The sequence below is a fragment of the Cardinium endosymbiont of Nabis limbatus genome, assembly GCF_965196625.1.
Lineage (GTDB): Bacteria > Bacteroidota > Bacteroidia > Cytophagales > Amoebophilaceae > Cardinium.
Window position 1 is genome coordinate 256,108 of sequence record NZ_OZ239769.1, and the last position, 12,689, is coordinate 268,796.

The following is a 12,689-nucleotide window of genomic DNA, read 5'->3' on the forward strand; positions in this document are numbered from 1 at the left end:
TTAAAAGGAATAGAACGGACATCATCGAATTGATCTATTCCTAATTGGAGTTTTCAGTTATAGTTATCTACTTCAGCTGTAGGAATACGGTTAGTATCGTACAAATCTGCCTTTGATGTTGATCCGTTTGTTGTACCAAATACAAATGGCATTGCTGTTATAGGCATAAAGCTATTGTTAGCCAAATGGGTCGTATTGAATACGAATGGCCTTTCTCTCATATACCATGATGCCACGATCAGAGCAGGAGAAACCACTACCGTCCACAACACTAGGATGACTAATGGTCCAAATTTTTTCAAGTTTTCACTACGCCTTGTTGCTCTTAGATAAAAGGACTGGTGCGATTGCACTTTATCTCTATGAGCGAACGTTTGCTTTGTACGAACACAAGAAGAGAGGATATGGAAGATTAAAAGCCCAATCAATAGACTTATCCCAACGCATCTATATTTTTTTTCATATTGCAAGGTCATCTAATGGTACGCCACCTTCGTGGTTTGCCAGCAGGCACTACAGGTTTTTCATTAAGAACCCATTCGCCTGGGTTATTTTTCATCGCATTAAGCATGCGCTGCTCCTGCGTAGTGCTGCTTATATTATAGGGTATAGCATTTTTATACAGCCCAGTGCTTTTATTTCGATCGACTGATCCTAACGGTGGACCGGCGATTAAATAACTACGATTATTTTTAGACTGAGTGGGTCGATGTGTATAATCAAAAATGATATACAATATTTCTCCTACAAACATAACAGCAAATAGATATACCACAAAAAAGCACCAAGGACTAGTCTTTTTCTGACTCGGGTCACTATGCCTGCTATGATCGAATGTCTCGTAGCTATCTTTAGCTTTATACTTTTCTTTGCTTATGCTGGCACAAGAAGATAAGGTATTAAAACCTAGTAGCCCAATGCATAGACCTACCTTATATCGTGTATACTTTTTCATAAGTACTGCTATTTAATGGTATGTTATCACTACGAACAAGTATTTTTTAAAGCACACCTGACAATCTATTCATATTACGCCCTCTGCTTACCGCGCCAGACATGCCTTCTCTGAGTGAAATTTTTCTAAAATTTTTTCCAAAATATCACTACTAGATGGATCCTTATCATACAGGCACTTTACATAGGATTTCGGACTTTTAAAACATCCACCTTCTTTGCACGGATCTGCACCTTTTTGCAGCAACAGATCCATGATCTGCTCCGCCTGGATACGCTCACGTTCAGACATGCGCCGACTCATCCTTTCTGATATGGCGAATAGGCTTGTGAGCCCATCAGTACTTTGTGCATGCACATTTGCCCCATTATTTAGTAGGAATTGAACATCAGATGGATCTCCAATGTATGATGCGCCCATCAATAAACAAGCCCTTTGCCGGTTCGTTGCATTTACATTTAGGCCTTTAGCAAGCCAATATTTTATCCTTTTTTTCGAAAAATGATGCACAATAAGGTCTCGCATGATCTGTTCATCCAAAACCATAGGGTCTTTTACCTGATCTATAGCATCATTTGTACCCCATTTTTCTTCGCCATCTTTTATGGCCTTACCAATAGATGCTTCTAATTCAGGCGTCCTATTGTAGGACACAACACTTGCATTCCAACCGGCTGACATAAGTGGCACACGGGTAGTTGCACCAATATGATGATGCACATCCAGATTAGATCTATTGAATGGATTTAGGGCATAACCAAGGTCCTGATCAAGCCCCCAACTAGAGAGCGAGATTAAGGCTAACATTGCTACCGTAACGCCACCAATGACCCCACATCCTGCCCCGAATATATAACACATAGTTTTTGCTAGATGGCTACTCGAGTTTCTTTGCACGACAGAATGGCCGTCAAATTCTAGTAGATCTGGCTTCTGGCTATGCATATGCGCACTTTCACCTAACGTTTTCCTTGTATTGATACAAGCAGATAACGTATAGAAGCCTAATAGGCTAATAAATAGGCTTATCCTATAGCATGTATATTTTTTTTCATAGTACCGTTATTTAATAATGCTACAATTCAATAATAACCAGTAAGCAGAATGGCTTTGATGCCTATCCGATAATCTATCGATATGGCACCCTCTGCTTCAATTTACCAAGGCAAAAAAATAAACCCTAATAAAGGTACAATGGCAGCAATGCATACAATTACACCCAATTTTCTAAGTACAAAAAAAATAAATATAATCCAAAATAAAAGTGGTTTTTTTAGAAAATCGGTTTTTTACAAGATGGGAGGGATGGGTAAATGAGAAGGTAAAAAGGCCCCTTTTTACAAGGGGCGTGGTTGCAAGATGCAAATTTCTTTACTGAATCGCATCAGCAATTTTTGCTTTAATATTTGCTTCGATCTTATTAAAGAGGTCTGGATGCTCATTTAAAATCTCTTTACTGGCCTCTCTTCCTTGGGCAAGCTTATGGTCTTCATACGAAAACCAAGAGCCGGCTTTCTTCAAGACGCCCAATTCTACGCCAATGTCAATCAACTCTCCAACTTTAGAAATCCCCTCCCCATAGACAATATCAAATTCAACGACCCGAAAAGGAGGCGCTACTTTATTTTTTACAATCTTAACCCGTGTACGTTTCCCTGATACCGTCCCATCACTCTCTTTTAAGGAGGTCACACTACGAATGTCCAAACGAATAGAAGCATAGAACTTTAATGCATTGCCCCCCGTAGTGGTTTCTGGGTTGCCAAACATAACGCCAATTTTTTCCCTGAGTTGATTGATAAAAATGCAGGCACAGCCTGTTTTATTAATGGTTCCAGTAAGTTTACGCAAGGCTTGTGACATCAAACGGGCTTGTAACCCCATTTTGCTATCACCCACATCCCCTTCTAGTTCACTACGAGGGACCAACGCTGCCACAGAGTCAATTACTAAAATATCTATACTGCCAGAACGAATGAGGTGCTCAGCTATTTCCAAGGCTTGCTCTCCATCATCTGGCTGCGCAATGAGCAAGTTTTCGGTATCTATGCCCAAACGTTCGGCATAGCTTTTATCAAAAGCATGCTCGGCATCAATAAAAGCAGCCAACCCGCCTTTTTTTTGCGCCTCTGCAATGCAGTGCAAAGAAAGAGTCGTCTTTCCAGAAGATTCTGGCCCATAAATCTCAATAATTCGCCCACGGGGTATTCCACCTACCCCCAGTGCCAGGTCTAACCCCAAAGAACCTGTGGAAATAACAGGAATATCTACTACATGATTGTCGCTTAACCGCATAACCGCACCGCGGCCATATGTTTTCTCTAGCTTGTCAATGGTAACTTGTAGCGCTTTTAGTTTTTCAGTATGATCAGTCATAGTCTATGGTTAAAAAAAATGGCATAAATTGTTGAGTAGTTTCATGCGTACCCATCCAACGGTATGGCAATGCTACGAAAAAAATTAAAAACCGCCTCTTGTAATAGGCTACACTTTAAAATTTTTAATACAAAAAGGTGAAAACTTCTTATCTTTTAGGTAAAAAAGCTATTGTGCAGTGCATCGTGCAGCTGCTGCTCGCTATTTATGGCAGTTGCCTATATGCAGCCGCACATAGACCTCTTTCGAAAACGATTGGTGAGGAAGCTTTACCCATTAAAGAGGTAATCATAGGCGTTAAAAATAGGCATAAACAAGCCTTACAGCAACACTCTCTCTACCAACCCAACACCCGTTTTTTGGGGCTCCCCATTAAAAAATGGCTTTATCAATGGGGTAAAAAACATTTTAACCCCGAAAAAATAAAAAATGATATAGAATCGATCAAGCAGCTATATGCATACCGGATCAGCAAGGCGACTAGTGAAAAAGAAAAAACAAGATGCATAGCCAAACGAGACAGGCTTTTGAAACGAAAAGAAAGGCTAATGGCAGATGGGAACCGGCTCATGCGTATGGGTGAAAAACCCCTATACTATGACCCAATCTATGTAGGCCATAATGAAAAAATATTTTTAAACTATCTGCACGCCAAAGGATACTTAGATGCTGAGGTTACCAGTAAAACTGATTTTCAGAAAAAAAGAGCATACGTAACCTATTATATACAGCAACGCAATCTATATAAAATTGCTTCTATAAGTTTACAGACAAACCACAAACCGATCAAAGCGCTACTATCGCGCCATAGTGATGAAAGTTTTATTAAAAAAGACCACCCTTATCAATACCAAGATTTTGTCAATGAGCAAGAGCGCATTATAAACCTATTGTCTGATAATGGTTACTTTGAATTTGATGAACAATATCTTTACTTTAAAGCCGATGTATCACAAAATGCACACACAATAGATGTAACTACTATAATAACTGTACCGGAATCCACAGTAGATAAAACAAAAATAGCCCGCATTGTAGTAGATTTAACCGCCAAAAAGAATAACCCATCCAATGTTGCCAATCTACAAACAAAAGTATGTCAAGGTCTTGATTTTTTGGTTCCATCAGCAGGATACCCCCTAGAGGAGCTTGCAGCCAAAATACCCTTTCGACCTGGTGATTTTTATAACAAGCGTAAAATTCTAGAAACATATGAACGACTCTATCGAATTGCTACATTTGAGTCTATTGCGATTTTACCCAAAATTGAAGCAGACCAATTGGTTGTTTATATCTATGCAAAGCCTTATGAACGTGTAAAACTACAAACAGAATTTGGTGGAGAATGTATCAACTTCAACCTTAAGCAACTGCGTCCTACTATTAAGTTAAACCCTACCATAAGGAGAGTTGGTGGACTAGGTCTACTGAACATAGAAGGCAGTATTGCGCTTAGGGAAGAATTTATAACCAAAACATCCGAAACATCCGATAACCGTTCCCAGAACATTATATACGGATTACGTGGTAAATTTACCACACCACGTTTCATGCTCTGTTTACCAAAAAAAACCAATCTGATGCTGGAAAATTTTAATCCAAGCACTACCATAGATATCGGTTACAGTTTTACCAAAAACCACATTGGCCCCACCCAAAAAGTAGATGCCACATTAGACTATGGCTGGTATAGCAAACATGTCTTATACCAATGCGCACCATTTAAGCTGATATTTGACTACCCCCAAGTGGGAAAGGAAAAACCACCCTCTCTTTTAACAAGCATAGCATTCAGAGCTACGATAAGAGCGGCTACCCCTACGCTATATCTACATGCGTTAGAAAGATATAAATGGATGGTTTCACTTGACGTAGAGCATGGAGGGCTATATGAGCACCTTGCGCTATTTAAGAAGATTTTACCTAAGGGATTTGAAGTTTATAGATATATTAAAATGGATATAGGCTATCGCCATGCTTTTAACCTTACCACCTATACCACATTGGCTTACCAAACTAAAATAGGTGCGGCTATAGGCTATACAACAGCAGATAAAGTACATCCAGACAAAAAATATGCAGTAGGAGGATATGGTAGCGTGCGGGCTTGGGACAAACAAATGATTGGCCCTGGCACCTACGAAAGCACTAAAAAGGAAAAAGGAGAAGAACGAAAAGGTAATATAGGCTTGCTAGGCAATATAGAACTGCGTCGGAAATTGATTGGCTATTTAGAGGGCGCACTTTTCCTAGACATAGGCAATACCTGGCAGTTGTCACAAGATGCATCACCAGAAATGAAATTCTATTTTCATAAATTTTATAAAGCTTTTGCTATAGGAGGTGGATTTGGATTAAGATTAAATTTTTACAATACCTTTGTACTATGTGGTGACCTAGCCTTTCCGTTGCATAGACCTTCTGGAGAGAAAATAAAAAAGCTAGCACCCGTTTTCAACTTGGCCATTGGCTATCCTTTTTAAGGATAGCACAGGAAATCGCCTGTTGTGCAAGAGGAAATATGTATTGTTCCATACAAAATTAAATTAAGCCATATTAAGCCATCATTATATGCAGCCAAATAGAATAGCACTCAGGTTAGATATCGAAGAGGTAAACATTATTATTAAAGCCCTCTCCGAAAGGCCCTTTCGAGAAGTGTATGAATTAATAGGCAAAATCCATACACAATCTAATGCACAGCTCAAACCAAATGGCACCCAGCTTCAGCCTAATGAACCATTGGATGGCCACCATTTAAACCATCAAGGATAATCGTATATTGTAACGCTAATTTCATTTACACTACTTTTTTACATATCATATGATGACCAACCAACTTTTGACCATCATGATCGGTGCGGGAAAATGGCTAGTCCACGACCAGCAAAGATTATTGGAATTTAGTGTAGTAATTGCATCCATTGTTGCCCATCTTTTAGAAGTACGCCAAAATATCTGGAGTAAAGTTTTAGCTTTCCCAATTGCTTTTACCAATATTTATATCTACTCCATTAGACGCCTTTATGGCAAAGTAATCTATAGCATCATTTTTATATTCTTCAATCTATATGCCTATCTAAGATGGAAAGGCACCATGCATCGAAAGCCTGTAAAAGTTAGTAGAACATCCCATAAGATACTTTTGTCTATTGCCGGTATGAGTATGTTAGGTGGAATGGGTTGGAGCTTTATAGCAGCTAAATATTTTAATACCTCATCGTCTATATCTTGCTATGGAGATGCCTATTACCTCTCTTTCGGTTTTATGGACAAGTGGCTTATGTCCCATAAAAAATTAGAAAGATGGGTCATTGCGCTTTTTCGCTATATAGCCTTCGCGCTGGCCTGCTATCAAACAGGCGCAATTATGCTGAGTATACATTATCTGATTTTATCAGGTATAGGCGTTTATGGTCAAATCAAATGGTACCTATCCTACAAAAGGATGCAACCATCATAACGCCTTCGTTAAAAACGAGCGCTTATAGCGCTATTATAGCTAGAATCATAAGCAATATGCATGTAATTAAAGAAAAAAAGAGTAAATTGGAGGAATCAATGCCCAATACCTAAATCGTATTGGGTTTCCAGTAAAGTCTATCACCTTATTGGATAGACTATTTTAAACATAAGCGAATAGAATCCGCTAACCTAGCCAAGATATTAGGCAGGAAAGGTATTCTATTCCAGGGTGGTATAATACATATAACTTACGAAATCTTAGTAAAATGCCTTGTGGTAGGAAAAGAAAAAGACAAAAGGTAGCTACACATAAGCGTAAAAAACGTCTTAGGTTAAATAGACATAAAAAGAAAAATAGATAGCACTTAGGTGCCAAGAAGCGTTATTATCTGCTTTGCTTAACTATTTATTAAATAGGCTACTAATTGCTTTCTGGGTTTCTGTAAAAATGTAAACAAAATGAGCACGTGGGTAACGAATTAATAATTAATAGTACGGATAATAATTGTAGAATAGCACTGTTAAAAGACGGAAATCTTTTTGAGTATCAGGTAGAAAAAGAAGACAACAAGTTTAAAGTAGGTGATATTTATTTGGGGACTATTAAAAAAGTAGTACCCAGTTTAAATGCAAGTTTTGTGGACGTAGGGTACAAGAAAGATGCGTTTTTGCACTATTTGGACCTTGGTCCACAATTCAATTCTCTGAAAAAGGCTATTCAATATGTCCGGTATAGGCAAGGCAATGTAAAAAGTCTAGTTGACTTTGTAGTTGAGCCACCGATAGACAAGTTGGGTAAAATTGGAGATCTGCTGACAAAAGGGCAAGAGGTATTGGTCCAGATCGTCAAAGAGCCTATTTCAAGTAAGGGTCCACGCATAGCTTCTGAGTTGACTTTACCTGGTCGTTACATGATCCTTATACCCTTTGTAGATACGATTAGTATTTCCAAAAAAATTACAAATGCCGAAGAGCGTGATCGGCTGCACCGTTTAATTGCTTCGATTAAGCCTAAAAACTTTGGTGTAATTGTGCGTACGGTAGCAAAGGGGATCGATGTAGCTACATTAGATAGGGATCTGAAAGATCTTATCGACAAGTGGAAAAAGGGAATAGAGCAGCTGACTATTGCGTTGCCTGGGGAAAAAGTTATAGGGGAAGTCAATAGAGCCTATACTATTTTACGAGATATGCTCAATGAGTCTTTCGATAGTATTATCGTAGACGATCAGCTGCTCTATACGGAAATAAAGCAGTATATACATACCATTGCACCTGACAAAGAAAAGATTCTTAAGTACCATCAAGGTAAGATCAAGCTCTTTGAGCAATTGGGTATAGAGCGGCAACTGAAAACCCTATTTGGCCAAACAGTTGGTATAGAAGGGGGCGGATATTTAGTGATTGAGCATACTGAAGCGATGCATGTCATTGATGTGAACAGCGGCAACAGGACGGTAGACGAAGAAGGGCAAGGAAAAATGGCCTTAAATGTCAATTTGGCTGCTGCGCAAGAAATTGCACGGCAGTTGCGTTTGCGCGATATGGGAGGCATTATCGTAGTGGACTTTATAGACATCAAAGACATAGAGGACCGAAAGCTGCTTTATCAAAAAATGAAGGAGCTGATGAAAGAAGACCGTGCTAAAACTTCTGTTTTGCCCCTGTCCAAATTTAGCATCATGCAAATCACACGGCAACGGGTGCGCCCAGAAATGAATGTAGTCACAAGGGAGCTTTGCCCATCTTGCAATGGAACGGGAAAGATCGATGCTTCTATATTGGTTTCAGAAAGAATTGAAGAAAACTTGCGTCTTGTCTTGATGAATCAAAATGAAAAAGGCATAAGGCTTTTAGTGCATCCTTATCTCTATGCCTATTTTACTAAAAATTTGGTCTCTAGAAGATTGAAATGGTTCCTAAAATATGGTAGATGGGTGACATTGGTCGAAGATTCTTCTATGGCAGTAACAGATTATAAACTTGTCAACCAAAACCAGGAAGAAATAGAACTCCATTAGTGCTTTTTTATAATATCATTCCAGATAGGCTTGGTTGATCAGTACAACTAAGCCTATTCTCTATCGCCATATAACACAGTAAAAAATGTATGCATCCCTGCTGCTTACTTGGGGTTCAAGTGTCCATCGACACCAACTGGCCAAGTTACACTTGGATAATTAAAAAGGAACCATTAGATTAACATCAAGGGGGAAGAGGATATAAGTTCCATATTATGACGCAACTAAGGGGTATAGGGGAAGGCAATGGTACTAGAAAAAATAAATTAACCAATAATAGAAAATTATGGAGCTCGCCAGGCTACCGAAACGTAGTAAGATAGTTATTCCAATTCTAATAGGCATTTTTAGCTTTTTCCTTTGTGCATTTACCAACACCACTAACGCCAACCTAAGAAGTATAAGAAAGGCAGCAAATGAAAATTCCACTATAATCTTACAAAAGATAAAAGAATTTCGCAAACAAAGTTTTCATAAAAAAAACACAACTTTAGAAGCGTCACACCATCAAGAAGACTGCCAACTAAAAGAAGATGCAACAGCCAATTGTACAGCTATTCCTATACAACCAACTGCTAATGATAAAAAAATTAAAAATTTCTATGCTTATGATCCTATTGGTCAAGCATGGGCGCAATGCCAATCTTTCAAAATTACAAATGGCTATCGTCATCATAAGCTAATAGATGCCACCATTGATGGCAACCCTTACAGAAACTTTTGGGCATATGATTTGCCCAATCAAACATGGCACAACGTGCGCCTTATCTCTTATCTGCAACAAGCCAACACCCAGATAAATAGCGATTCCCCTGCCATGGCTACAAAAAAATCAGCTCTATCCAATCATAACAAGCCGTTGAATGATGTAGCTAGAGATGAGCTATTGGAAGAATTGCTGGGTGTTCACACATTTATTCATCCGGCTAATCCTGAACAGGAAACAAGCCTATGGGACAACTTTTCATTTGATTTTAGCATAGGCACTGGAATGGTTTTTTATGCAAACCGCTTGGAGCATATGCGTTTGCTCCAAAGGGAAAAGCATGATTATTTTTTTATAACCAAAACCAATGAAGTATACAAACCGAACTGGTTCCATGATACCCTGAATAGCGTGCCTAAGTTTAACGAGTCTGATTGTATACAGGGTAATGATTCCAAAAACACAACATTTGAAGGCAAAGGATTGGGCATACCTATTACATTAGGCATACAATATATTTTCTGGAAACAACTATTTGTAGGTGTTGGTAGAGAGGCAGTCTTTAACGCCACCAAGAAATTGGTCCATAATGATGACAATATAGCACATAAGCAATACGCTATGCCTAAAAAATGGTCCGTTCAGGGAAGGTGGTTCGCTAAATGTGGCTGGTATGCGTTTAGCAATGAGCAATATAAATTTTTTGGAGATATCCGCCTATTCTATGTGCGCCATTTGGGTCATATGTTCTCTACATTGGTAACCTTTGGAGACTATTTACATCAAGCCGTAGCTTATAATTTCGGTTTAGGGTACGAACAACAGCTTACCAATTACCTTGCAGGCACTGCGCGCCTTTCTGTAGAGCTGCAAAAGTTTAAACAATTTTCGAATAAAGAAGTACATGGTTATAATATTTCATATAAGCAGCCAGCTATTTATCTGCAAGTAGGGCTCTCTATCCGTAAGTATTTAAAAAACAAAAAAGATCAGACTAAAGCGCATAAATTAAATAACATAAACAAGCTAGACGGTCTACAAAATTTGCTAGACTTAGATTAACCTTTCTTTACAAATATTGTTTATCAACATAATATTTATTATACTAAGGCTAGTCGTCTGATATTTTAGTTTTGCAAAGAACAATTAAGACTACTGGTTAACCAGGTTAACCAAATAGCTGGCGTTTTAGCCTCTTTTTGAGAGGGTAAAGCTTAGGCAAAGCTGTCATTTTAAATTGTATAATTTTAACACATTAATTGCTATGAAAATTAAAATCGCGTTATTTGGCTTATTTTTTGCCAATAGCATCGTACATCCTATATATGCTGATGAACCTCAAGTAGAAGAAGATGAAATAGAACTTTTCTCAGAAACACAAGAAGAAAAAGAGGGTGCTCCTGCAAATGAACTAGAGGAAGATGAGCTTAACTCTAAAAATTTAATCAAACTGGGCACTACTATTACGATGAACCCTGCTTTAATATACCAAGACGATACACTTTCCAGTAAAAACAGTGTTGGTGCAGAACTAAAATTCAGTGCAGATGTGCCAAAAGCTTGGTGTAATAAAGATGCAACCGCCAACATAAGTGGTGCTTGGGATGCAAAAGAATTTAATATTAAAAGTGCTGCTCTATCCATTGGAAAGATGGTAACGATCGGCTGCAGTTCTACTATTTTTGGTTACGAAAAAGCAGATTCTGCTTTGATTATATCGGGAAAAGGAACTGTTTTGCAAGTAAAGGGTCAGCATGCTTTCAATTGGTTCCGATTGGGATATGCTCTTGAAAAACCTATTGGGCTAGAAGTAGGATTATTTGATAAACACAAATCAGAACCAGAAGAAAACAGTGACCCAAAAGATCGAACCAATAAATTCGATAAATCAGATAACAAAGAGCGCCCTTTCAAAATCAAAAATAATTGGCCAGCTTTCGGCTTGAGTCTAGGGGGTGTTACGGATGGTTGGAATATTGGGTTGAGTGGTTTGTTCCGTTGCACAGACTATACATATGGCACGCATTCTAATGAAGGAACAAGCCATTTCATAACCTATGGCGGGAATTTAGGTATTCAGTACCAAATAGTGCCTAAAAAACTTACAACTACCGTACAGGTTATTGGGGTGTATGGCTTAGGTGACTACGTATCAGGTCTTTCAGCCATTCAAGGTGATAAAGAACGTGAGGAAATGTGTGCAGCCTACTATACAGATAAGGAAAAAGATGAATTATCTGCTATAAATGCATGGGGTGCGGGCGGTACTTTAGCGTACTGTGTAACACCTAAATGGACTGTCTCTATAGCAGGATCTTATCTTACAACACTAGAAAATTCAGACAAGCCGGCTCAAGCTTTTACGGATCAGTGGCATATAGCCCCAAAGGTTGCTTATGAAGTCAATAAATATTTCACGCTTTCTCTTGGCTATAATGGAACACAAGAGCGGAGAGTAAAAAAGGCAAAAGAAAAAGGATTTGAAAATAAAGTCTCCGCAGGTATAAAGTTTAGCTTATAATATTTGTTAGACTAGATGCTTTTGAAAGTGGTATTGAACTACCTTAGTTGTAATAAATCGCTATCTATATACAACTGAGGTAGTTTTGTATAGATGCTGTCCTCTTATAGCTGGTGTAAAGAAGTTAGATTATAATGGTACATATTTTAATAAATTAATATTAATCATGTATAAAAACAGCATAAGGGCTGCTATTGTCTTAAGTGTAGGATTAGTAGTGAGTAGTATTATTTTTGGGCTAGCATTTTGCTATACTCGCTCACACGCTGCAGCATATATTAGTGTAAAAGGGCTTGCAGAAAGAGAAGTGGATGCCAATGTGGGTATATGGACCATTAAGTTCGAAGTAGTGGATAATGATTTAGAGGCAGTAAATAAGCAAATTAAAAAGCAAACAGAAATATTGGTTGCCTTTCTAAGACAAAAAGGATTTGTGGATAAAGAAATTATATATGGCGCCCCTGAATTAGATGATCGCGGGAAATATGATTCAAAAAGCTTTAGATACTCAGTAAAAATGCAAGTTGTGGTACATTCGCCGAATGTATCTTTGATATATGAAACGGTACAAAAGTCTCAAGAGCTAATGAGTTTGTAAATAAAATTGTGTAAATGCTTATTATTAACTAATCTAACGGATTAAAT

At 38.2% G+C, this 12,689-nt stretch carries 11 protein-coding genes; 7 read left to right on the forward strand and 4 right to left on the reverse strand.

Going from position 1 to position 12,689, the window contains the following annotated elements; translation table 11 throughout:
• Window positions 1-53: 53 nt before the first annotated feature.
• The 4 genes from ACOALF_RS01195 to recA all read right to left on the reverse strand — a co-directional run bounded on the left by ACOALF_RS01195 (window position 54) and on the right by recA (window position 3,331).
• Entirely contained in the window at window positions 54-476 is a 423-nt protein-coding gene (locus tag ACOALF_RS01195) for a hypothetical protein (RefSeq protein WP_419241633.1), read from the reverse strand.
• Window positions 473-955, reverse strand: a complete 483-nt coding sequence (locus tag ACOALF_RS01200) for a hypothetical protein (RefSeq protein WP_419241634.1) — start codon at window positions 953-955, stop codon at window positions 473-475. The genes ACOALF_RS01195 and ACOALF_RS01200 overlap by 4 nt, the downstream gene beginning before the upstream one ends.
• Before the next feature lie 87 nt (window positions 956-1,042).
• A complete protein-coding gene (locus ACOALF_RS01205; RefSeq protein ID WP_419241635.1) occupies window positions 1,043-1,900 on the reverse strand; it encodes an ankyrin repeat domain-containing protein in 858 nt (285 codons plus the stop codon).
• A gap of 426 nt (window positions 1,901-2,326) precedes the next feature.
• Window positions 2,327-3,331 carry a recombinase RecA gene (gene recA / locus ACOALF_RS01210; protein ID WP_419241636.1) on the reverse strand — a complete coding sequence of 335 codons (1,005 nt, stop codon included), beginning with the start codon at window positions 3,329-3,331 and terminating at the stop codon, window positions 2,327-2,329.
• A 173-nt stretch (window positions 3,332-3,504) separates the two neighbouring features.
• On the opposite strand from recA, the gene ACOALF_RS01215 reads away from it, so the two are divergent.
• The 7 genes from ACOALF_RS01215 (at window position 3,505) to ACOALF_RS01245 (ending at window position 12,642) form a co-directional block, all read left to right on the forward strand.
• Window positions 3,505-5,814: a BamA/TamA family outer membrane protein gene (locus ACOALF_RS01215; protein WP_419241637.1), complete on the forward strand. Its 2,310-nt coding sequence runs from the start codon at window positions 3,505-3,507 to the stop codon at window positions 5,812-5,814.
• Between the two features lie 88 nt (window positions 5,815-5,902).
• A complete protein-coding gene (locus ACOALF_RS01220) occupies window positions 5,903-6,106 on the forward strand; it encodes a hypothetical protein (RefSeq protein WP_419241638.1) in 204 nt (67 codons plus the stop codon).
• Window positions 6,107-6,155: 49 nt separating this feature from the next.
• Complete coding sequence (locus ACOALF_RS01225; protein ID WP_419241639.1) at window positions 6,156-6,794, forward strand: nicotinamide mononucleotide transporter family protein; 639 nt, start codon at window positions 6,156-6,158, stop codon at window positions 6,792-6,794.
• 469 nt (window positions 6,795-7,263) lie between these two features.
• Window positions 7,264-8,817 carry an Rne/Rng family ribonuclease gene (locus ACOALF_RS01230; RefSeq protein WP_419241640.1) on the forward strand — a complete coding sequence of 518 codons (1,554 nt, stop codon included), beginning with the start codon at window positions 7,264-7,266 and terminating at the stop codon, window positions 8,815-8,817.
• A 286-nt stretch (window positions 8,818-9,103) separates the two neighbouring features.
• Entirely contained in the window at window positions 9,104-10,585 is a 1,482-nt protein-coding gene (locus ACOALF_RS01235) for a hypothetical protein (protein ID WP_419241641.1), read from the forward strand.
• Window positions 10,586-10,787: 202 nt separating this feature from the next.
• On the forward strand, window positions 10,788-12,044 hold the full coding sequence (locus ACOALF_RS01240; protein ID WP_419241642.1) for a hypothetical protein: 1,257 nt from the start codon (window positions 10,788-10,790) through the stop codon (window positions 12,042-12,044).
• 166 nt (window positions 12,045-12,210) lie between these two features.
• Window positions 12,211-12,642, forward strand: coding sequence for an SIMPL domain-containing protein (locus ACOALF_RS01245; protein WP_419241643.1), 432 nt, complete (start codon window positions 12,211-12,213; stop codon window positions 12,640-12,642).
• The last annotated feature ends 47 nt before the right edge of the window (window positions 12,643-12,689 follow it).